At 72.1% G+C, this 23,000-nt stretch carries 13 protein-coding genes; 6 read left to right on the top strand and 7 right to left on the bottom strand.

What is annotated here, in order from left to right; all coding sequences use genetic code 11:
* Positions 1 to 2 precede the first annotated feature (2 nt).
* Positions 3 to 1,349: an acetyl-CoA carboxylase biotin carboxylase subunit gene (locus tag ACTMTJ_RS27265; protein WP_441220807.1), complete on the top strand. Its 1,347-nt coding sequence runs from the start codon at positions 3 to 5 to the stop codon at positions 1,347 to 1,349.
* A gap of 52 nt (positions 1,350 to 1,401) precedes the next feature.
* The gene (locus ACTMTJ_RS27260) at positions 1,402 to 2,946 is read left to right on the top strand and encodes a peroxidase family protein (protein WP_441220805.1); all 1,545 of its coding nucleotides are present in this window, start codon (positions 1,402 to 1,404) and stop codon (positions 2,944 to 2,946) included.
* Positions 2,947 to 3,000: 54 nt separating this feature from the next.
* Here ACTMTJ_RS27260 and ACTMTJ_RS27255 read toward each other — a convergent pair whose 3' ends face one another.
* Positions 3,001 to 7,191 carry a TIR domain-containing protein gene (locus ACTMTJ_RS27255; protein WP_441220804.1) on the bottom strand — a complete coding sequence of 1,397 codons (4,191 nt, stop codon included), beginning with the start codon at positions 7,189 to 7,191 and terminating at the stop codon, positions 3,001 to 3,003.
* 196 nt (positions 7,192 to 7,387) lie between these two features.
* Positions 7,388 to 8,452: a PQQ-dependent sugar dehydrogenase gene (locus ACTMTJ_RS27250; RefSeq protein ID WP_441220803.1), complete on the bottom strand. Its 1,065-nt coding sequence runs from the start codon at positions 8,450 to 8,452 to the stop codon at positions 7,388 to 7,390.
* 118 nt (positions 8,453 to 8,570) lie between these two features.
* Between ACTMTJ_RS27250 and ACTMTJ_RS27245 the strand changes: the two genes are divergently transcribed.
* Positions 8,571 to 9,047 carry a hypothetical protein gene (locus ACTMTJ_RS27245; protein ID WP_441220801.1) on the top strand — a complete coding sequence of 159 codons (477 nt, stop codon included), beginning with the start codon at positions 8,571 to 8,573 and terminating at the stop codon, positions 9,045 to 9,047.
* Positions 9,048 to 9,681: 634 nt separating this feature from the next.
* Here the strand turns inward: ACTMTJ_RS27245 and ACTMTJ_RS27240 are convergent.
* From ACTMTJ_RS27240 to ACTMTJ_RS27225, 4 genes are all read right to left on the bottom strand, one after another.
* Positions 9,682 to 10,407, bottom strand: coding sequence for a peptidylprolyl isomerase (locus ACTMTJ_RS27240; protein WP_441220799.1), 726 nt, complete (start codon positions 10,405 to 10,407; stop codon positions 9,682 to 9,684).
* A 143-nt stretch (positions 10,408 to 10,550) separates the two neighbouring features.
* On the bottom strand, positions 10,551 to 11,501 hold the full coding sequence (locus ACTMTJ_RS27235; protein WP_441220797.1) for an alpha/beta hydrolase: 951 nt from the start codon (positions 11,499 to 11,501) through the stop codon (positions 10,551 to 10,553).
* A 14-nt stretch (positions 11,502 to 11,515) separates the two neighbouring features.
* Positions 11,516 to 11,821 (bottom strand): putative quinol monooxygenase, encoded by a 306-nt coding sequence (locus ACTMTJ_RS27230; RefSeq protein WP_441220795.1) that lies wholly within the window; start codon positions 11,819 to 11,821, stop codon positions 11,516 to 11,518.
* Between the two features lie 120 nt (positions 11,822 to 11,941).
* Positions 11,942 to 12,082: a hypothetical protein gene (locus ACTMTJ_RS27225; RefSeq protein WP_441220793.1), complete on the bottom strand. Its 141-nt coding sequence runs from the start codon at positions 12,080 to 12,082 to the stop codon at positions 11,942 to 11,944.
* Between the two features lie 322 nt (positions 12,083 to 12,404).
* On the opposite strand from ACTMTJ_RS27225, the gene ACTMTJ_RS27220 reads away from it, so the two are divergent.
* The 3 genes from ACTMTJ_RS27220 to ACTMTJ_RS27210 all read left to right on the top strand — a co-directional run bounded on the left by ACTMTJ_RS27220 (position 12,405) and on the right by ACTMTJ_RS27210 (position 22,439).
* A complete protein-coding gene (locus tag ACTMTJ_RS27220) occupies positions 12,405 to 18,611 on the top strand; it encodes an RHS repeat domain-containing protein (RefSeq protein WP_441220791.1) in 6,207 nt (2,068 codons plus the stop codon).
* Positions 18,612 to 18,754: 143 nt separating this feature from the next.
* A complete protein-coding gene (locus ACTMTJ_RS27215) occupies positions 18,755 to 21,769 on the top strand; it encodes a BTAD domain-containing putative transcriptional regulator (RefSeq protein ID WP_441220789.1) in 3,015 nt (1,004 codons plus the stop codon).
* Between the two features lie 109 nt (positions 21,770 to 21,878).
* On the top strand, positions 21,879 to 22,439 hold the full coding sequence (locus ACTMTJ_RS27210) for a hypothetical protein (protein ID WP_441220787.1): 561 nt from the start codon (positions 21,879 to 21,881) through the stop codon (positions 22,437 to 22,439).
* A 3-nt stretch (positions 22,440 to 22,442) separates the two neighbouring features.
* Here the strand turns inward: ACTMTJ_RS27210 and ACTMTJ_RS27205 are convergent, their stop codons facing one another.
* Positions 22,443 to 22,757 carry a hypothetical protein gene (locus tag ACTMTJ_RS27205; RefSeq protein WP_441220786.1) on the bottom strand — a complete coding sequence of 105 codons (315 nt, stop codon included), beginning with the start codon at positions 22,755 to 22,757 and terminating at the stop codon, positions 22,443 to 22,445.
* Between the last annotated feature and the right edge of the window lie 243 nt (positions 22,758 to 23,000).

The following is a 23,000-nucleotide window of genomic DNA, read 5'->3' as shown; positions in this document are numbered from 1 at the left end:
CCGTGTTCGAGACGATCCTCATCGCCAACCGGGGCGAGATCGCGCTGCGGATCGCCCGGACCTGCCGGGAGCTCGGCATCCGCACCGTCGCGGTCTACTCGACCGCCGACCGTGACTCGGCGGTCGTCCGGTTCGCCGACGAGTCCGTCCACATCGGACCGCCGCCGAGCCGGCGCAGCTACCTCAGCGCGCCGGCCATTATCGAGGCGGCCCGCCGCACCGGCGCCGAGGCGATCCATCCCGGATACGGCTTCCTCTCGGAGGATCCCGACTTCGCGGAGATCTGCGAGGCGGCCGGCATCACGTTCATCGGGCCGCCGCCCGCGGTGATGGCGGCGCTCGGCGACAAGGCGCGCACCCGCGGCATCATGGCGGACCTCGGCCTGCCGGTGCTGCCCGGCACCACCGACGCGGTGGAGTCCACCGGCCGGGCCCGCGAGGTGGCCAGGGAGGTCGGCTTCCCGCTGATCATCAAGGCGGTCGCGGGCGGCGGGGGCCGGGGCGTGCGCATCGTCCGCGACCCGGCCCAGTTTCCCGCCGCGTTCGCCGCGTCCCGGGCCGAGGCACAGCTGCTCTTCGGCGACAACCGGGTCTACATCGAGCGCTACCTGGAGTCGGCCCGCCACGTCGAGGTGCAGGTGCTCACCGACCGCTACGGCAACGGCGTCCACCTCGGCGAGCGCGACTGCTCGGTGCAGCGCCGCCACCAGAAGCTCGTCGAGGAGTCGCCGGCGCCCGGCCTGCCGCCGCAGCTCGTGGAGCGGATGACCGCCGCCGCGGTCACCGGCGCGCTCGGCGTGGGGTACGTCGGCGCCGGTACGTTCGAGTTCCTGGTCGGCGACGGCGACTTCTACCTCATGGAGGTCAACTGCCGGCTCCAGGTCGAGCACCCGGTCACCGAGCTGATGACCGGCGTCGACCTGGTACGCCAGCAGATCCTCGTCGCGGCGGGGGAGCGGCTGGCCCTGACCCAGGCCGGCGTGGTGCCGCGCGGCGCGGCGATCGAGTGCCGGATCAACGTGGAGGACCCGGAGCGGGGCTTCGTGCCGACGCCGGGGCGGCTCACCCGCTTCGAGCCGCCGGCCGGCCAGTTCGTGCGCGTCGACACCCACGCGTACCCCGGCTACCAGGTCCCGCCCGACTACGACTCGCTGCTCGCGAAGGTGGTCGTGTGGGCGCCCGACCGGGCGCAGGCGCTGGCCCGGATGGGCCGCGCGCTGGACGAGTGCGTGGTGGAGGGCGCGGGCGTGCACACCACCCGGGCGTTCCTGCGGGCGACGCTCGACCACCCGCTGTTCCGCACCGGCAAGCACGACACGTCGCTGGTCGACGCGATGCTCGCTCACTGACGCGCGGTTGGCTCTCCATCGGGTCTCGAGGGCGCCGGCCCACACTGCCGCCATGGCTTTACACAACCCAAGCACCAGCGGCATCAGCCGGCGCCGGCTCATCGCCGGCATGGGTGCCGGCGCCCTGGTGGCCGGCACCGGGGGAGCCCTGCTCGGCGCGTCACCCGCGTCCGCGGCCTTCTCCGATCGGTTCGGGCGGATGTTCCCGTCGCTGCCGCCGTTCGGTTCGGCGACCACGCAGATGCGTAACGCGCTCGTCGACATGGCGCGCGTCGGCGGTCCGATGGACGCCCGCGACCCGATGAGCGTGGGCGCCCAGGCGCTCGCCGACCTCCAGCAGCACAGCGTCAACAACCCGGACAACTTCTCGATCCCGCAGGGCATGACCTACTTCGGGCAGTTCGTCGACCACGACCTGACGCTCGAGAACAGCGCGCCGCTCGGCACCCCGGTCGACCCGACCACCGTGCCCAACAGGCGCACGCCCGCCCTCGACCTCGACGCCCTGTACGGCAACGGCCCGACCGGGAGCCCGCAGCTCTACGACTCGGCCGACCCGGCGAAGCTGCGGATCGAGTCGGGCGGCCGGTTCGAAGACCTGGCCCGCAACGCCAACGGCACCGCGGTCGTCTTCGACCCGCGCAACGACGAAAACCTGGCGATCGGGCAGATCACGGCGGCGTTCATCCTCTTCCACAATCGCGTCGTCGACCTGGTGCGCGCGCAGGGCACACCGGCCGCGCAAGTGTTCGCCGCCGCGCGCCAGCTCGTCACCTGGCACTACCAGTGGATCGTGCTCAACGAGTTCCTGCCGCTGATCGCCGGTCCGGGCGTGGTCTCGACGGTCCTCAACGGCGGCCGCCAGTTCTACCGCCCGGAGCCCGGGCCGACCTTCATCCCGGTCGAGTTCGCCGCCGCGGCGTACCGCTACGGGCACAGCCAGCCGCGGCCGTCGTACCTCGTCAACAGCACCGGCAACAGCGGCGGCAACCCGTTCTACGCCCTGCTCTTCGACGCGGGACAGAACGGCAGCGCCGACCCCTCGGACATCCGCGGCGGCAAGCGGGCCGCCCGCCGGTACCTCGACTACGAGTTCTGGTTCCAGTTCTTCGACGGCCAGGTCCGCTGGAGCAAGTGGATCGACGTGCGCCACTCCACGCCGATCTTCGGCTTTCCGCTGCCACCCCCGCCGGCCGGCTCGCCCGGCGGCAACCTCATCGCGCGGGACCTCCTGCGCCAGCTGACCTTCGGCATCCCGTCGGGCCAGCGGATCGCCGCCGCCATCGGCGCGCCGGCGCTCGGCGCCTTCAACTTCACCGAGCTGGCCGGCTACGGCCTCGGCCTGGACGCCAACACGCCGCTGTTCTACTACATCCTCAAGGAAGCCCAGCTCCAGGCCGGCGGCGGCATGCTCGGCGCCGTGGGCGCCCGGATCTGCGCCGAGGTCTTCATCGGCATCGCGCAGCTCGACCCGGGCAGCTACCTGAAGGTGCAGCCGGGCTGGCGCCCCACGCTCCCGGCCCGCTTTTCCGGGCAGTTCACGATGGCCGACCTGCTCACGTACGCGCGGGTCGACCCGGCCAGCCGCAACACCTGACGCGCGCCACTTCCCGGCCGCCGCCGCGATGTCCACCCACCGCGGCGGCGGCCCTCACCAGATCGCCCCGGTGACGTACGCCGAGGCGGTCGGTCGATCGGTAGCGGCGGACCAGCATCCCACTCTCGACACCGGGATCGTGTAGACGGAGCTCCATCCGACGATGTGGCAGTGCGCGTCGGAGGAGCCGGCCGCATATGCCACGACCTGGTAGGCGTCGTCGCTCCGCTGCCACCAGATGTCGCGAAACAGCCCGGTTTCGAGGCTCTCGCGATCCGTCCCGAGGTGCAGGTGTTCGTAGGGTCGATCCGCGCGGCCGACGAAGCTTGTCAGCCAGGAGAAGCTCAACGCGAACCGCGCGTCGACCGGCTTGCCCGACGGATCCCGGCAGTCGACGCCCTGTACACCAGAAGGGGACGGCAGGGCGGACAGCTTGCAGTGCGCCGCCGCGCCGACGGCGCTGACCTGATAAAACTGCGAACCGCCGGGAAGGCCCGCCGACGCGGGCACGAACACCTCGTACCGGCCGGTGGCCCGACGTTCGACCCAGCCCGTCCGTCCCGTGGAGTCGTACCGGTGGTGGCGGTCGGGCTGGTGCCGCTCGTCCGTGGGCCGGTCGGCCAGCAGGTAGGACATCCGGCCGGTGCCGGCGGGGCCCGCGGCGAAGTTGGCCACAAACCGCGTGTCCGCGGGCTCTCCTGTCGGGCCGTAGCACCGCACCCGGACCACTTCCGCGTCGTCTTCCGGTGCCCAGCCCGCCACCGCGCAGAAGTTGCTCGTGTCGCCGTAGGCGGTCGCGTGGGCGATGCCGCCGGCCGTACCGAGTCCACCGAACCTGACCCGGTAGCTTCCGGCACCGTCGCGGCGGACCTCCACGTCCCCCGAGGCGGCCGAGTTGTAGAGGTAGTAGGCGGCGGGCCGGTACCGGGCCGCGGTCGGGAGCTCGGCCCGGACGAAGCCGGCCGCGCCTCCCGCCGACGGGGGCGCGGCGCTGGCCGTGCTGGCCGCCGCGAGAAGCACCAGCAGCGCACCCACGGCGGCCCACCGCCAACGCCTGATCGACCTGAACGCCCGCCGGAACCCGGCGGCGAGCACCGGGTCGTGGACGTCGGCGTAGAACGGGATGGCCCGCCGCAGGCAGTACTCGGCGAGGCTGTCACCACGCGACCGCCAGGCCGCCGCCAGGTGGATCCAGGTCAGTCCCTCGCGGTACGGGTCGCCGATCCGGCGGTAGCGGACCAGGGCCCGTTGGTAGTAGTCGATCGCCGGGCCGATCCGGCGGCGCCGGCGCCAGGACGCGCCCCGGTCGAAGCAGACGCGTCCGAGGCTGTGCAGCGCTTCGGCTTGGCCTTCCAGGTCGCCGGCGTCCTCGTACAGCGCCAGTGCCCGCTCCAGATCGGCGGCCGCCTCGTCGAACCGGTGCAGTTCCCGATGTGACACGCCGAGGACGAGGAGGGTATTGGCCTCGTCGCGAGTGTTGCCGGCGTCGCGTAGGAGCGGCAACGCCCGTTGGAGGTGGGTGACCGCGGCTTCGTACTCACCCAGCCGCCAGTAGCCGACTCCGCGGCGGGCGATCTCCACGCCACCGACATGGCCGGCGGTCATGGCGGACCTCGCCAGCGCCTGCTGGAGCCGGTCGTTCATCACCTGTGGCTTGCCGGCGTCCCGGTGGATCTGTCCGAGGTAGGTCAGCACGTTCGCTTCGCTGGCCCAGTCGCCGGACTCCCGGTAGAGGTCGGCCGCCTGCTCCAGAGCCGCGACCGCCTCGGTCTGGGCCGTGCCCAGACGGGCAAACCCGATGTTGACCAGCGCGTGCGCCACCGAGTGGGGATCACCGGCCTCCCGGAAAGCGTCCAGGGCCAGCTGGAAGTGCTTCAACGCCTCGTCACGCCGGTACTGGTCGCGGTAGGCGTAGCCCAGGTACAGCAGCGTCCCGCCCTCGCCGTGCCGGTCGCCGGTCTCCCGGTACAGCGCCAGCGCTTGCCGGTGCAGGCCGACGGCGGACCGGTCCGTGCGGGCGAGCCCGAGGGTGTTGAGCGTGCGGGCCTGGCGGTGCGGGTCGCCGGTCTCCCGGTACAACGCCAGTGCCTGTTCCAAGTGGACGGTCGCGTCCGCGCGGTGTCCCAGGTACAGGCTGGCCCTGCCGAGGCAGTCCAGGGCCGCGGCCTCCCGGTCCCGATCCGCCAGCCGCCGGGCCGCGGCGAGGGCCAGCCCGCCGGACTCCAGCAGGTCGCCGTAGTAACCCCGCCGCTCGTGCAGCGCCCACCAGAGCACCGGTACCAGGTCGCACGCCACCGCGTCGTGGCCGTGCGCGGACGCCTGACGGGCGGCGGCGAGAAGGTTCTCCCGCTCGGCCTCGCACCAGTCCAGGGCCGCGACCGGGGTGGCGAAGACCGGTACCGGGTGGGCCGGCGTCCCCAGGGCACGGCGCCGCGCGTGCGGGGCGACGGTCGCGGCGGCGGCGTCGGCGGCGTGCAGGTACCAGCTGAGCATCCGGGCCACGGCGGCCGCGCGTTGCTCGGCGCTCTCCTCCGTCGCGACGCGTTCGGCGGCGTACGCGTCCAGCAGGTCGTGCATCTCGTACCGACCGGGGGAGACCTCTTTCAGCAGGGCCACGCCGGCGAGGGTGTCGAGCAGCCGCCGGGTCTCGGCCGGCGGGACGTCGCCGAGCGCCGCCGCGGCGGGCACGCCGATGTGCGGGCCGGCGTGCAGTCCCAGCAGCCGCCACATCCGTGCCACATCCGGGCGCAGCGTGCTACACGACCAGGAGAAGACGGTCCGGATCTGGTCGGCGGGGTCCCCGGCCAGTTCGAGCGCGGCCAGCCGACCCTCCTGGGCCAGCTCCTCGACGAGCTCGGCGAGTCCGCCTCGGGGACGGGCGGTCACCCTCGCCCCGGCGATGCTCAGTGCGAGCGGGAGCCGGGCACAGGCCGTGGCCAGGCGGTCCACGGCCGCCGGCTCGGTCGACGCCCGCTCGGCTCCGATGACCCGCTCCAGGAGCGTGACAGCCTCCTCCTGGGACAGCAGGTCCAGGTCGAGCCGGGTGGCACCGTCCCGGGCGACGAGCCCCGCGAGGCGCGCGCGGCTGGTCACCACCACCGCGCACGACCCCGAACCGGGCAGGAGCGGCCGTACCTGCTCCTCGCTCACCGCGTCGTCCAGGACGACGAGGAACCGCCTCCCGGCCAGCCGGGAGCGGTACCAGACGGCGCGTTCCTCCACTGTGGCCGGGATGTCGCCGGCCTTCTCGCCCAGGTCCCGGAGGAGCCGATCCAGGGCATCCGCCGGCTCGACGGGTGGTGCCGACCCGTGAACGTGCAGGTCCAGGTAGAGCACGCCGTCGGGGAACCGGGCCCGCATCCGGTGCGCCCAGTGCACGGCGAGGGCGGTCTTGCCGACGCCCGCCATCCCCGCGATCACCGTCGTCGCCGGCGCGCCGGCGGGGTGCTCGACGAGCCGGTCCAGCGTCGCCAGGTAGTCCTCACGACCGGTGAACCTGGACACGTCCCGCGGTATCTGCTCGAGCACCGTCAGCCGCGCGGCCGGATAGGGCACCTCGGACGGGAGGCCGTACCTGCCGGACGTGAGCCGGGCGAAGACGGCCAGCGCCAGGACGCTCCCGATCGCGGCTCCCGCCAGCCAGCCGCTCGGGACCGACTCCCGCGCCAGGTAGGCGACCACGGCGAGGATCGGCACCAGGACGGCGAGTGGCCACAGGCGGCTCAGCGCTCGCCATCCCGCCGCCGGCCGGTCCCGCCGCGCCGGCTCCGCCGGGCCGGGCGGAGCCCCCGGAAACGGCGATGCCGCCGGCCGGCCGGGAAAGCCGGCGGGCGCCAGCCGGGGCCGCACGGGGTCGACCGCGGCGAGCAGTCTGTCCCGCGCGACGGCCTCGTCGGCCTCGACGAGGTCGACGTACACCCGAGCGGCCAGCAGCCGCGGCGGCGCGCACGGCTGCACCCGGACCGGGATGAGCAGACCCTTGTCACCCGTGGGGTCCTGGGTGAACGCCGCGTGCCACTCCGCCGAGGTGAACGCCGAGGCCAGGTATGCCGGCGACAACACCGCGATCGTCCGCCGCGCCGACTCCGACGCCTTCTGCATCTCGTGTACGAAATCGTGACCCGGTCGAATGTCCGCCGCCTGGTACACGGTCGAATACCCGGCCCGCTCCAACTCCGCGGCGATCCAATCAGCCCATACGCGATTGTCGCGCGCGTAGCTGATGAAGAAATCCTTGCCTGCCACGTCTTCGCCCACCCGGTCTCCCATCCGGCGCGGGCAATCATACAAACCGGGCCGCCATTTCCGACATGACCCGACCAGCCACAATCCCCCTCTCGGGGGTACGGGCGGAACCGAAACAAGCGATCATGACGGTGAATTCGTGTTCCGGTGTCAATGACGCGACAGCTCGCGTTCTCGGCCGGGCCCGGCTCGTACGTTACGGGGTCACCCGGATGATCAGGTCGTAGTCGGGGGCGGCGTGGCCGTTGGTCAGCACCCACAGCGACCCGTCCGGCGCCGGCGTCACCTGCCGCAGCCGGCCGTACTCGCCGGTCAGCAGCTGCTCCGCCGACGAGCCGTCGGTGTTGATCCGGTAGAGCCGCTCCCCGCGCAGGCAGGCGACCCAGATCTTGCCGCCGTGGTAGGTGATGCCGCTGGGTGACGCGTCGGCGGGTTTCCAGGTCGCGACGGGGTCGGTGAACTCGGGCTCGCCACCCGTGCCCTCCAGCTCGGGCCAGCCGTAGTTGCCCCCGGGCACGATGTGGTTGAGCTCGTCGAGGTTGTGGTGGCCGAACTCGGAGGCGTACAGCTCACCCTTGTCATCCCAGGCGATTCCCTGCGGGTCGCGCAGGCCCCACGCGTAGACCGGGGAGCCCTCGTCCGGGTTGCCCGGCGCGGGTTTCCCGTCCGGCGTGACCCGGAGGATCTTGCCGCCCAGGTCCTTGCGATCCTGCGCCTTGGGGCGGTCGTCGGCCTCGCCGGTGGTCACGTAGAGCATGCCGTCCGGGCCGAACCTGATCCGTCCTCCATTGTGGATCTCGCCGGGAGTGATGCCGGTCAGGACCGGCTCGAGGGGAGCCTGCGAGTCCAGCCGCAGGCGGCTCACCCGGTTGTCCCGCGCGGTGGTGTGGAAGACGTAGATCCAGCCGTCCCGCTGGTAGGAGGGGGAGACGGCGACCCCTTGCAGCCCGCCCTGCACGGGATGGGCGAGGTCGGCGATCGTCCGGACCTCCGTGACCTGCCCGTCCGCGGTCACCTTGCGCAGGCGGCCGCTCTCCCGCTCGGTGACCAACGCCGACCCGTCGGGCAGAAACGCCATGTCGAACGGCATGCGCAGCCCGCTCGCGACCGTCTCGACGGACGCCGGCTCGGCCTTGGGGGCGTCGCGCACGGTGGGCTGGGCCCACCACCCGTAGAAGGCACCGTAGGAGTAGCCCGCGGTGACGGAGGCCACCACCAGCACCGCCGCAATGCCATACACGAGGAGCCGTCGCCACCGCACGCGGTGATCTTAGGAGCCCCCTTATATGAATCTTGACGTCGAACCGGTAACCGTTGGTTGAAGAGTTGCCATCTGCTTGGATCCGGAACCATCTGGAACAGGCACGTGTCGTCCATGCGTGGACAACGTGGCGGTACTGGCGGTTGTGGTGTGCGGATTGTTGACAACCGGCTGCTCGGACGCCGACGAGCCGAAACCCCCGGCCGTGCCGTGCGCCCACGATCTCGGCGGCACCCCGCCGACCGATGACGCCTATCGGATCGTGCTGGACGCGGTCGCGCTGCCGGCCGGCACGCTCACCCCGCAGGAGTCGGGCGAGCCTGGCCGCCTCTTCGCCAAGCAGGGGCTTGTCGTCCGCGCCAACACCGAGGTCGACATCACGATCGCGCCGGAGGCGGCCGCCGGCACCCGGATCGGCTGGGGCAGCCCCGCCCCCGAGGCCACCGCGGTCCACGTGCCCGCGTGCCCGAGCGGCAGCGGATGGCTCGCCTTCGCCGGCGGCTACACAGTGCGCGCGCCGACCTGCGTGCCACTTGTCGTCGAGGCACACGGACGCCGCGAACGCGTCGAGGTCAGCGTCGGCGCCGACTGCTGACCCGTGCGCCCACACCGCCCCAAGAGGGCAGCAGGGCTCCCGTTTCGGGGTGAGGGTCGCGCTCGTCGTGGCGTTTTCTTCGAGGCATATTTGCCCATGTCCGCGTCAGCGGCGGACCGTATGCTCCCGCGGGCACCGTTCCCGGCCGGCGGCTCGCAGCGCTCGCCGAAATCCCCGGCCGTCCACTGCCAGCTCCGCGGGACAAGCCCCGCCGGGGTCTTCGCGGGGCCTACCTGCGCCATCCTGACGCAGCGTTACCAGCTCATGGGTCGAGACTTCGAGATCTAGGAGGCTTAGGGTTGAAATAGCGCCCAAACTCTCCTAGATCTCGAAGCTCGCGCCGCTCACACCCTCGTGGCGGTTACCCGCGGCGACGACAACCCCGTTGCTTTCCCGGATCGCCGATCCGGGAACAGACATTGTGGACAAACGTCGACCACCGCCCGGCGCGAGCCCCGTCACCCCGCCCCCTTTCCTGCCGGCCGGTCGCGCGCAGGGGTGAGCGCGACCAACGGCGGACGGGTGAGGCTGCGGGAGCAGCGGTCCGGACCACGACGGACATCGCGGTAGCTCAAATCTCTGTCTAAATAGGGGGATTCAGGGGTCGAAGCCACCCCCCAACTCCGGGCGGTCTCTAGATCGCCAGGCAGATCTCGGTGCGGAGGGCGGGGGCGCCGTCGACCGGGGCCGGGTCTTCGGGGGTGGGTGCCACGCCGCCGGCGGCGACGCGGTCGAGGGTGCGCAGGCCGAGCGGGCGCACGCTGCCGAAGATGGTGTAGTTCGGCCGCAGTGCCGAGTCGGCGAAGACCAGGAAGAACTGGCTGCCGTTGGTGTCCGGGCCGGCGTTGGCCATGGCCAGCACGCCGCGGGCGTAGACCTTGCGCGCGCCGGTCGGGTCGGTGGGCGCGGGTGGCAGGTCGGTGGGCAGCTCGTCCTTGTAGCGGTATCCGGGGCCGCCCGAGCCGGTGCCCGACGGGTCGCCGCACTGAAGCACCTTCAGCGTGGGGTAGGTGGTGAGGCGGTGGCAGATCGTCCGGTTGTAGAAGCCGTGCCGCACCAGGTGGCGGAAGCTCTGCACGGTGCACGGCGCCTGCTCGCGGTCGAGGGTGAGCGGGATGAGGCCGAGGTTGGTGATCAGCGTGGTCGTGACCGTGCCGCGGTCCGGCGTGTGGCGGGGGTCGGGCGGCAGCGGGACCGGTCGCGCCGCGGGCTCGTCCGGGGTCTTCGTGTACTGGCAGGGGCCCTTCGTCACGTCGGGTGGCGTCGTGGCGGCGTGTGCCGGAGTGGCGGCGGCGGCGAGGAGCAGGCCGGCGGTGAGCACCGTGACGGCGATGCGGCGTGGGACCACGTTGTCCTCCATGTGACCGATGCGAGTCTCCCCAAACGGTCTAACGGACATCGATGTTTCCGTCAAGCGCGGTTATCGGTCGACGCACCATGTCGTGCGATCACGACGAACACCCGAAACCGGTGACCGGCCCGGCCGGCCGGTCACCGGTGCGGTCAGGACGCCAGTGTCCGGGTGAGCCAGTCGGTGCGGGCGCGCCGGGCCGCGGCCGAGATCGCCGCCTTGGGATACAGCGCGTCGAACCCGTGGAAGCCGCCGGCCCACACGTGCAGCTCGGCCTGGCCGCCGGCCGCCCAGATCCGGGTGGCGTAGGTGACGTCCTCGTCGCGGAAGACCTCGGCCGAGCCGGCGTCGATGTAGGTGGTGGGTAGGCCGGTGAGGTCGTCGGCCAGCGCGGGCGAGACGTACACGGGCACGTCCGTTCCGGTCGCCTCGCCGAGCACCGAGCGCCAGCCGAAGTCGTTCATCTCGCGGGTCCAGACCCCTGGCTCGCCCGAGTACTGGCGGCTGGACGTGGTGACGTTGCGGTGGTCGAGCATGGGTCCGATCAGGACCTGGGCGGCGATCGGCGGGGTGCCGCGGTCGCGGGCCATGAGGGTGACGCCGGCCGCGAGGCCACCGCCGGCGCTGGCACCCGCGACGACGACGCGGGCCGGGTCGATGCCCAGCTCGGCGGCGTGCTCGGCGACCCAGAGGAGGCCGGCGTAGCAGTCGTCGACGAGCGTGGTGCCGCCGACCTCCGGCGCCAGCCGGTAGTCCACCGAGACTACGACCGCGCCGAGCAGGTCCAGCCACTCCAGCGGGATGTCGATCTGGGAGTACCGGTCTCCCATCACCATCCCGCCGCCGTGGATCCAGTAGACGCACGGGGCCGGGGTGGCGCGGCCGGCGGGGCTGAGGATCGACAGTGGAACGCGCGCGCCGTCCGGGCGGGGGACGGTGACTTCGCGCCGGTCGATGGCGCGGCCGTCGAGCAACGGTTCGACCGGCGTCGACGAGAAGGGGCGGATCTGCGCGAGCGCTTCGGTGTCGAGCCGCGGCACGAGCGGCATGCCGGCGAGGAGGGCGCTCAGCTCGGGGTCGAAGCCAGGGCGTGGCGACGTCATCGTGGTTGCCTCTCTCAGAAAGCGGGCTTGCCGCCGACCGGCAGCTCGTCGGTGTACCGGGATTCGCCGGCCATCAGCGGCTGGAGCTTCGCGACGAGCGCCTGTGCCGGCTCGGTGGCGAAGAAGGCGCTGTGCGCCTCCGGGCTGGTCCACCCCTCGGTGACGTACACGACGTCGGGGTTGCTGGCCGAGCGGCCGACGAGGAAGACGACACAGTCCACATTGGCCAGCGACGGCGCGTCGAGCAGCAGCGCGATCACCTCGTCGCCCTTGCCCGGCAGCGCGGTCATGGTGGCGTGGAAGCCATGCTTGACGGTCATGGGTTGTTCTCCTGAGGTCTGGGATATCGACCAACCCATGCAATCACCGTGAACAGGCAAAACGTTAGAACGATGCTCCCGGCGCCTTGCCTGATCCTCTCAGTGTGGCGAGGATCGCCGTCAGCGTGGCGGGACGCGGCTGACCACGATGGGCACGGACGCCGCACCCAACGCCAGGACCAGCAGCGCACCCAGCACGCGTATCCACCAGGCTCGGTCCCAGATACGCGTGAGTGGCACTATCGCGAGCAGGCCGATCACGACGCTGACCCGTTGAAGAATCGTATAAACGGATGGTTCTTTTTTCTTGACGCCCCCCGAATCGTCCTCCGGTGTGTTGCCTGAGGCCGAGTCGCTTTCCAACAACGGCGAGCCTTTCCGTCGAGCGCGGTCGTTGGAGGGTACGAAACCGGCCGCCCGCACCGCAATCAGATCACGGGCACATTGGGGAACCGACAAGTGGTGGCGCGCGGCCGAAGCCTAAATCTGTGCAAAGTCGACGGCGGATTCGTTGTCCGGGACTGTTCGAGGCATTTGAATGCCGGAAAGCCATCTGGCGCCCGCGTACGCGAAGGAGACCACGATGCTGCGACGAAATCCGCTCATAGCCGGCCTAGTGGCACTCGTGGTGGGGATCTCGCTGACGGCGGGTTCGCCGCCGTCCGCGTCCGCGGCACCGGATCCCGGGCCGGCGGCACCGGGGCTGGACTGGCGGGCGGCCGCGGCGGACGCCCGGAGCGGCGAGCCGGGCTCGCCGCCGGTGAAGGCGACGGGTTCGGCGCCGCTCGTGCGCAGCCGGCCGGGCACCGCGCCCACCGCGACCGCCTTGCCGGCTCCGGGGGCGAGTGAGGTTTCCCTGACCGCGCGCGCGACGCGGGCCGGCACGTCGCCGGTCGCGCTGAGCGCGAAGTCGGCGGCGGCGGCCGGGCGGCGGCTGCGGGTCGAGGTGCTCGACCACAAGCTCGCGGCCCGTGCGGGGGTCTCCGGGTTCGCCTTCCGCGTCTCGGGGCCGGGTGGGGCGGCCCTGGGCGCGGGAGCGCTGCCGGTCGAGGTCTCCGTCGACTACTCGTCCTTCGCCGAGCGTTACGGCGGCGGCTACGCGGACCGGCTGCGGGTGGTCGCCCTGCCGGCGTGCGCGGTCGCCGCGAAGGCGCCGCGCGGCTGCGCGCGGGGCGGCACGGCGGTGCCCTCCCGAAATCTTCGCGACCAGCGCCGCCTGGTCGCGGACGTCCGCGATTTGACCGCGCTCGCCGCCGACGCCCCGGTCCTGGCGGTGACCGCCGCGCCGGAAGGCGAAGAGGGATCGTTCAAGGCGACCCCGCTCGAGCTTTCCGGCGACTGGCAGGTCAGGACGGGGTCTGGTGAGTTCACGTACCGCTATGACATCCCGATCGCCGAGGCACCGTCGGGCCCCACGCCGGAGGTGCGGCTCAACTACTCGTCCGGCGCCGTCGACGGCATGGTCTCCGGCCGCAACACGCAGCCCGGCCCGAACGGTCTGGGCTGGAGCGACTTCGCCGACTCCTTTGTGGAGCGTCGCTACACCTCCTGTCTGGACGACGGACAGGTCTACGCCGACCTGTGCTGGAAGTCGGACAACGCCACGATCTCGTTGAACGGCAAGGCCTCGGAGCTCGTGCCGGTGCCCGGCTCCAGCCCCAAGCAGTGGCGGATGCGCGACGACCAGCGGTGGAAGGTCGAGCAGCTCACCGGGGCGCCCAACGGCGACAACGACGGCGAGTACTGGAAGGTCACCACCCCCGACGGCGTGCGGTACTTCTTCGGCAGGGGCGAGAATCCCGACGTCGGCGTGGAGACCAACTCGGCGTGGACGGTGCCGGTGTTCGGCGATGACGCGGGCGAGCCGTGCAGCACCGTCACACCGGTGTCGTGGTGTTCACAGGCGTGGCGCTGGAACCTCGACCTCGTCATCGACCCGAACGAGAACGTGCAGCAGTTCGAGTACGAGAAGGAGATCAACCACTACTCCGCCCTCAACGGCTGGCCCGGGTTCGAGCACACCGAGTACGTGCGGTCCGGCGTGCTGAAAATGATCAAGTACGGCAAGCGCCGCGCGCCGCTGTCGGCGACCGAGCCTTCGGCGGAGGTCAAGTTCGACACCGGGTTCAGGTGCCTGGCGCTCGACCACACGTGTCAGGAGCCCACGGCGGCGACGGCGAGCGACTTTCCCGACACGCCCGTCGATCTCATGTGCTTCGCCGCGCCCTGCGCGGAGCACACGCCGACGTTCTTCACCGCCCTGCGATACAGCGAAGTCGTGGCGAGCGTGAACGACGGTGACAGGTTCATCGACGTCGACAAGTTCCGGTTGGCGCACGGCCTGCCCGACCCCGACCCGGGCCGCACCGGTGACCAGAAACTCTTCCTGACGGCCGTCCAGCGCACCGGGCTGACCGCGGCATCCGCCCTGACGATGCCCGAGACCACGTTTTCGCCGGTGCGGCTGGACAACCGGATCGACACCGGCGGTGGCCTGTCGGCGATGCCGCACTACCGCGTGGGTGTCGTGACGAACGAGTACGGCGGGCAGACCACCGTGACCTACGGCCGGCCGCACCCCTGCCCGAGCCCGCTGCCCGATCCGCCCAACTGGCATCTCAACACGCGCAACTGCTTCCCGCACTGGCACAAACCCGAGGGCGGCGCCGGCGGTTTCGCGGTCTTCCACAAGTACCTCGTGACGAGGATCGACGAGCGCGACCCGCTCGGCGGCGGCACGCCGATGGTCACCGAGTACCGGTACGGCGACCAGGTCGCGGCCGGCCTGCCCAACGGCGCGTGGCACCACGACCGCGACGAGTTCGTCCCCAACAGCGTGCAGAGCTGGTCGGAGTGGCGCGGCTACCAGGACGCGCTGGTGAGCCAGGGCAGCACGCGCACCCGGTTCCGCATGTACCGCGGCATGCACCGCGACCGGCTGGCCGGAGACCCGTTCCCCGGCCCCGGTTCGCGGGTGGCCACGATCTCCAGCATCGACGGCACGGTCGCCAACGTCCCCGACGAGAACTGGCTCGCCGGCGGTGTCCTCGACAAGGTGTCCCTGCGCGCCGACGGCACGGTCGAGTCCGGCGTGGTGCAAGGGTTCCACGCACATAGGACGGTCGACGTCACCGCCACACCGGACCCGCTCGACGACGCCTGGTTCGTGGTGCCGAACGACAGGGTGGACAGGCGTCGAAATCCGGCCGACGGCGGCTACCTGCGCCGCCGCACGCAGACGGTCGTCAACGGCCTGCTGGGTACGCCGGACCAGCTCGTCGAGCACGGCTGGACCAACGTCAGCGGCGACGAACGGTGCACCCGGACGGTCCCCGCGTTCAACACCGACCTGTGGCTGCTGGACTTTCCGGCGTCGGTGACCCGCTACGCCAACGCCACGTGTACCGGCGCGGAAGTCAAGCGCACCGAGTACGCCTACGACGGCGGGGCCTTCGGCGGCGCGCCCACGAAGGGCAACCAGACCGGAAAGCGCGACAAGATAACCGCCGCGCCCACGTGGGCGGCGACCACGACGACGTTCGACGCGCTGGGCCGCCCGCTCACCGTCACCGACCCCAACGGTCACACCATGACGACGACGTACACGCCGGCGATCCGCTACCCGGAGACGACGACCGTCAAGAACCACCTCGGGCACACGAAGCGCACCGACTGGTTCGTCCTGCGGCGCGCGCCCGGCGTGGAGACCGACGCCCGCGGCAAGAAGACGACACACACGTACGACGCGCTGGGCCGGTCGCTGACCGTCCGGCGCCCCACCGAGCAGGCCGCCGGCGCACCCGCCTCGTTCCAGTTCTCCTACGACATCGCGATGGACAAGTCGCGGGTGCCGGTGGTGCGCACCCGCCAGCTGCTCGACTCCGCCGGTGGCTCGCCGCGGTACGTCGACGGTTGGGTCGTGTACGACACCATGCTGCGCGAGCGGCAGACCCACAAGCAGTCGCCGGAGGCCGGCAAGGTGCTCGTCTCCGAGACGGTCTACGACGACCGCGGCCTCGTTTCCGTGGTGTCGCCGCCGCAGGCGGTCGCCGGCGCACCCGGCTCCGGGATACTTCCGGCGCCGGCCGGCGGATGGGCCAACGACACCCTCACCGCCTACGACGAACTGCGCCGGCCGGTGTGGGAGATCCACCGGGCCGGCGGCGCGTACCGCTGGTCGGTCGCGACCGAGTACACCCACGACACCATCCGGAAGACGCCGGACCCGCCCACCGGGGGAGTGGTCCGCACGGTAAAGGACGCCCACGACCGCATCGTGCGGGCCGAGGAGCTCGACGGCGCGTCGTGGCGCACCACCGCCTACGGGTACGACGCGGCCGACCGGCTCACCACCGTACGCGACCAGGCCGGAAACACCATCACGAACACATACGACATGGCGGGTCGCAAGGTCGGCGTGGCCGATCCCGACATGGGCACCTGGTCGTACGCCTTCGACGGGGTCGGCAACGAGATCCGCTCCACCAACGCGGCCGGCGTCCAGCTGCACACCCGCTACGACGCGCTCGACCGCAAGACCGAGCGTCGCAGAGACTCCGCGTCCGGGCCGCTGCTGGCCCGATGGGAGTACGACGCACCGGGCGAGGAGGGGCTGCTCAACCGGTCCACCCGCTTCGACGCCAGCGGCGACTGGGTGGTGGACGTCGCGGGCTACGACGACCGGTCGCGGGAGACCGGCCGCACCTGGACCGTGCCCGCGGGAATCACCGGCCTGTCCGGCGGCTACACCGTCGGCTACGGCTACGACTCCGCCGACCATCGCACCCGTCTCACGTACCCGGCCGTGGGCGGGCTGGCGGCCGAGACGGTCACCACGACGTACAGCGCGACCGGCCTGCCCAGCACGATGGTGGGTGCCGAGGAGTACGTCTGGGGCGCCGCGCGCGACGACCGGGCGCGGCCGGTGTGGTTGCTGTCCGGCCCGCGGGCGACGCCGTTCAGCCGGGTTTTCGACTACGACGGCGACCAGCGGCTCGCCCGGCTGCGCAGCGGCGCGGGCAGCACGACCATCCAGGACATCCAGTTCCGCTACGACCTCGCGTTCGGCAACGTCGTCGAACGGAACACCACATTGGACACCCAGGCCTGGCGGGAGTGCTTCGACCACGACGACCGGCAACGGCTGACCCGCGCGTTCACCACGAGCGGGACGTGCGCGGCCGGCACGCCGGGCACCGGGACCAACCCGTACAACCACACCTACGAGTACAGTGTGGACGGTAACCTGACCAGGCGCGTCGAGGGCGCCACCCCGGTCGCCTACACCTACCCGGCCGCCGGCACGGCCCGGCCGCACGCGCCCACCGCCGCCGGCGCGGGCACCTACACCTGGAACGCCACCGGCGACCTCGCCACCCGGACGGCCGGCGGCCAGACCGAGACGCTCACCTGGGACGCCGAGCGGCGGCTGACCCTGGTCGACGACCCGGACGGCGACTCCTCTTTCGTGTACGACGCGGACGGGGCGCGGCTGCTGCGCCGCACCCCGCAGGGCGCGACCCTGTACATCCAGGACCACGAGGTCACCAAGCCGTCCTCCGGTTCGGCGAGCGCGGTGCGCACGTACGCGTTCGGCGGCAACCAGACCGCGATCCGGACCACCGGCGGGGTCGAGTACCTTGCCACCGACAACCAGGGCTCGGTGCAGCTCACCGTGCCCAGCGGCGGGGCGGCGCCGAGCAAGGTCCGGGCCTACCAGCCCTACGGCAGGCCGCGCACGGCGGACACGACCGCCACGGATCGCGGCTTCATCGGCCAGGTCGAGGACAAGGCCACCGGTCTCAACTATCTCAACGCCCGCTACTACGACCCCGGACTCGGCCGGTTCATCTCGCCGGACCCGCTCTTCGAGATCGCGAACCCGCAATCCATCAACCCGTACGCGTACGGGCTCAACAACCCGGCGGCGTTCTCCGACCCGAGCGGGCTCATCCCGCTGGAGTGCGCGACCGGCGAGATCGAGTGCCAGAACAGCGGCGGCACGTGGATCAACGCTCCGTCCGCGACGTCGGCGGCCAGCCAGGTCGGTGCGGCGGTCGGCGCGATGATCGCCGACATGCAGGCGTCGCCGAGCCAGGAGGGTGCGGGCACGCCGCCGCTGGAGGGCTCGGTCCTCGACGCGATCAGGCAGGCGTACGAGGACCTGAAGAACGGCACGGACGTACCGGGCATCGGCGTCTGCGCCACGGCCGCGTCCCGGCTGCTGCGCACCTCCATCGACGGCTGCTACCTCGTGACGGCCGAAAACTACGGCCAGCTCGTCACCCTGTCCGGCGGCCGGATCAATAGCGACGCGCTCACGCTGGAAGGCCTCATCACCAACGCGCAGAGCCTCCAGGAGCTGGAAGGCCCCGGGGTGTGCCTGGGCGGCGGATCCGGCGGCATCGGGGGCGCCTCGGTCACCGTCTGCGCGAGCCTGAGCGAGGATCGCGAGACCGGCGTCCTGAGTTTCCGCGGCACGGTCGCCATCCTGCCCGGAGTCTCCGTCGGCCCGCCTGGCGCCGGCTGGTGGTTCACGATGGGCAACACCTGGATCGCCGAGCGGGGAGCCACTCCGGGCGTGGCCCGCGACGTCCTCAACGGCCTGTCCTGGATCGCACAGCAGGACTATCCCGAGATGTACAACTCGCTGGTCGAAGGGCTGGCCGACGGCTCGATCATGGACGCGCCCGGCGAATGGCTCGCCGACCAGATCCCGGAACCGGAAGAGTTCGAGTGCGCTTGCCCCACCCCGGAAGGAGGCGAGCCGATCAGCGGTGAGCTGACCTGACCGACGTGGACCGACGCCGGATGCCGGGCACCCGAACGCCCGGCATCCGGGGCGGCTGTTGATCGGGTTACCCATTCACCATCGCCCACTTGTACAGTGATGTCCGTCATTGGGACGGCAGGCACTGACCCGGAGGGCAGTGGGTGGAGTTCCGCATCCTGGGGCCGCTGCAAGTGATCGGCGAAGCGGGCCCGGTGGCGTTGGGCGGCCGCCGGCCGCGCACGCTGCTCGCGATGTTGCTGACCCATCCGGATCAGGTGGTCTCGCTCGACCACCTGATCGACGCCATCTGGGACGGGCGCCCGCCCGCCACCGCGCGGCGGCAGGTGCAAAACGACATCTCGGCGCTGCGCCGCCAGCTGGGGGAGGCCGGCGCCACGATCGTCGCCGACGGCCGTGGCTACCGGGCCCAGCCGCGGCCCGGTGAGCTCGACTCCCAGGTCTTCGAAGACGGGGTCGCGAGGGCGGCGGCGCTGGCCGCCGACGACCGGCTCGCCGAGGCGGTCGACGCGCTGCGGTCGGCGCTCCGGCTGTGGCGGGGGCCGGCGCTGCTGGGCCTGGCCGGTCAGGCCGTCGAGGCGGCGGCGGCGCGGCTGGACGAGCAACGGCTGACGGCGATCGAGCAGCGCTGCGAGCTGGAGCTGCGGCTCGGTCGCCACGACGAGGTGGTCGGCGACCTCACCGAGCTCGTGGCGGCCAACCCGCTCCGCGAGCGGCTTGTCGGGCAGCTCATGCTCGCGCTGCACCGCGGCGGCCGGCAGGCCGACGCCCTTCAGGTGTACCACCAGCTGCGGACCCTTCTCGCCGAAGAGCTGGGGCTCGACCCGGCACCCGCGCTCCAGCGGCAGTTCACCGCGATCCTCAACAACGACACCACGGTCGCGCCGGCACCGGCCGCGCCGACTCCCCGCCAGCTCCCCGCCGACGTGGCCGGGTTCACCGGTCGCCGCGAGCACCTCAAGCAGCTCGACGAGCTGCTGCCCGGAGGCGACCGCCGGGAGACCGCGATGGTGATCTCGACGATCACCGGCACGGCCGGCATCGGCAAGACCGCGCTGGCGGTCCACTGGGGACACCGGGTCGCCGAACGCTTCCCGGACGGGCAGCTCTACGTCGACCTGCGCGGCCACGCCGAAAGCGAGCCGGTGCGGCCGATCGACGCGCTGGCGCAGTTTCTGACCGGCCTCGGCGTGCCGGCCGGCGACATCCCGGCGGAGGAGAGCACCGCGGCCGCCCGCTACCGCTCGTTGCTGGCCGAACGCCGCGTGCTCGTGTTGCTCGACAACGCGGCCGAGCCCGCGCAGGTCCGCCCGCTGCTGCCGGCCAGCCCGGGGTGCCTGGTGCTGGTCACCAGCCGGCACCGGCTGTCCGGCCTGTCCGCCCGCGACGGCGCCCGGCGGCTGAGCCTCGACGTGCTCGGCGCCGACGAGGCGCAGCTGCTGGTGGAGCGGATCGTCGGCGGCGAACGGATGGCGGCCGAGCCCGGCGCCGCCACCGAGCTGGCCCGGATGTGCTCCTACCTGCCGCTCGCGCTGCGCCTCGCCGCGGCCACGCTGCTCGACCATCCAGAGTGGCGGGTCGAAGACCTCGTCGCCGAGCTGCGCCGCGACCCGCTGTCCACACTGGAGGCCGATGACGAGGAGTCCGGTGTGCGGGCCGCTTTCGAGCTGTCCTACCGGGCGCTGGCGCCGGACGCGGGGCGCCTCTTCCGGCTCGCCGGCCTGGCGCCGATGCCCGACCTCACCGCAGACGCCGCCGCCGCGCTCGCCGGCACCACGGCGGAGGCGGCCGGCCGCCTCCTGGAACGGCTCGCCGCCGCGCATCTGTCCACCGAGCACCGGGCCGGCCGCTACACCAGTCACGACCTGCTCCGCCAGTACGCGGCCGGCCGGTCGCGGGTCGAGGACACCGCCGAGGCGCGGCAGGCGGCGCTGCGGCGGCTCTTCGACTGGTACCTGGCGGGCGCCGACGCCGCGGCGAAGCTGCTCTACCCCGACCGCCTCCGCCTGCCCGTGCCGCCCGTCGACGTACCCGGCCCCGACTTCGCCTCGGACAAGGCGGCACTCGCCTGGCTGGACGCCGAGCGGGCCAACCTGGTCGCCGTGATCGTGTACACCGCCGAGCACGGGCCCCGGCCGACCGCCTGGCTGCTCGCCGACACGCTGCGCGGCTACTTCCTGCTGCGCCTGCACTCGGTCGACCTGGCCCGCGCGACACGGGCCGGGCTCCGCGCCACCGAGGCCGAGGACGACCTCCGCGCACGGGCCATCCTGCTGCTGACCCTCAGCAACCTCGAACACCGCGAGTACCGGTACCCGGAATCGATCGAGCTCTGCCTCAGGGCACTCACCCTCGCCGAACGCGCCGGCTGGGTGCAGGGCCAGGCCACCGCCCTCGGGGTACTCGCCACGGCGTACCGGGACTCCGGCAAGATCGAAGAGGCTCCCCAGGTCTACGAGCGGGTACTGGCCCTCTACCGGCGGGGCGGCTGGCTCAACGGCGAGGCCCTCACCCTCCACCACCTCGCCCGCACCTATTGGTACCTCGGCCGGCTCCCCGAGGCCATCGAGTCGGCCGCCCAGGCGGTAAACCTGCGCCGGCGGGCCGGATCGCGCGAGGGCGAGGCCGCGTCGCTGGACGCGCTCGGCCTGATCTGCCACGCCGCCGGCCGGCTCGACGAGGCGCTCGACCATCTCAGCCGGGCCCTCACGATCGCCCGGGAGATCGGCGACCGCGGCGTGGAGGCGACCACCCTGCGCGATCTGGCCGAGGTGCACCGCGATCGCGGCGCACCCCGGCGGGCGCTCGACCTGGCCCACGCCGCACTCACCCACGCCCGCGAGCTCGGCGACATCCGGATCGAGGTGGACGCGCTCAACACGCTGGCCTCCGTCCACCACCGCCTCCACCAGGACCGCGAGGCGATCGCGCTGCACCGGCGGGCACTGGAGCGGGCAGGCACGGACCAGGAACGCTACCCACATATCGAGGCGTTCATCGGCCTCGCCGCGGCAAGTCACGGCCTCGGCCGCAGCGAGCAGGCCGTCGAGTACGGCCGGCGCGCGCTCACCGCGGCCGATCGCATCGGGTTACGGATACTCCAGGAGCGCGCCCGGACCGTCCTGGCGGCGATGAACGATGTCATGCCGGATCGATGAAGCCACTCATCCACGATGGACGGATGAACCCCAAACCGAGTAGACGCCGGGCGCTCGCGCTGCTGGCCGCCACCGCGACGCCGACGCGGGCCTCACCACGGCCTGGTCGGTGGTCGCGCAGGCGATCTGCGGCCCGCACGTGGAGGGCATGCACCGCGAGCTCAAGCAGGTCGCCAAGAGCACCAACCGCAGCCAGAGCGCCCGCGTCGAGTGCGCGAGCGGCCAGGCCTACGGCGGCGGCTTCTTCCTCGACGGCGCGGCGGGCAACGCGTTCGTCAACAGCGTCGTCCTCGACACCGCCCACAAGGGAGTGACGGTGGCGGCCACCTTCGACCGGAGCGCCACCATCCCGGCGGCGGGCTGGGGCATCACGGCGTACGCCGTCTGCGGGCCGCCGGCACCGACCATGGCGATGCGCCAGACGCAGGGCTTCGAGCAGAGCTCCGCCTCGCCGAAGGACGAGGACGCCCAGTGCCTGACCGGCACCCGCGCGCACGGCGCCGGGATGGTGGCCGGCGCCAACACCGCCGCCGACCTCGGCGACATCGTGGTCGACCAGATGCGGCTCACCACCCCGGCGCTGCCGCTCACATCGCACGTGCAGGCGTACGAAAACAACGCCACATCCGGCACGTGGTGGGTGCGGGCACAGCTGATCTGCGCCAACTGATCCTCAGCGCACCTCGAACCAGCGGTCCGTGAGGACGGGACCGCCGCGGCACTCGGCCCTGGAGATCGCGCCGACGCCGACCCACCGACCGAGGTGCAGGGTGCTGATCGGATCCCGGCCGGGCGGGAAGATGGTGCACTCGACCACCACGCGCACTTCCCCCGTGCCGGACGTGCACTGCACCGCCGCCGTGTCCGCCGGCTGCCCGGTCAGAAACGAGCAGCCGGTGGGCACCGCGTGCGCCGCGCTGGCCGTGCCCAGGACCCCGGCCGCGACGACCGCGGAGCCCAACAGCAGGCGCGAAACCCGTGTTCTCATGTTGCCTCCAGGTGACTGGCCTTGCGTTGTCGGGGCCAGTTTCCAGGGCGCCGTTCATCAAGACCGCACGGATCCGTCCCTAGCGGAGCTTCCGGAGGGGAGCCGGGTCCGCCGTTCAATCCCACGTCGCCGCGGCGGCCTGAAGCTGACAGATCTTGCTGGGGTCGGTGGTGCGAGTGGACAGCGGGGCCACGACCTCGCCCGTCCGCGAGCGGTGCCCGCGGGAAACACTCCAAGAAGACG

It is taken from the genome of Phytohabitans sp. LJ34, from assembly GCF_052068095.1.
GTDB lineage: Bacteria > Actinomycetota > Actinomycetes > Mycobacteriales > Micromonosporaceae > Phytohabitans.
Note: the sequence above shows the minus strand (reverse complement) of the source record. Positions and strands in the feature narration are given on the sequence as shown.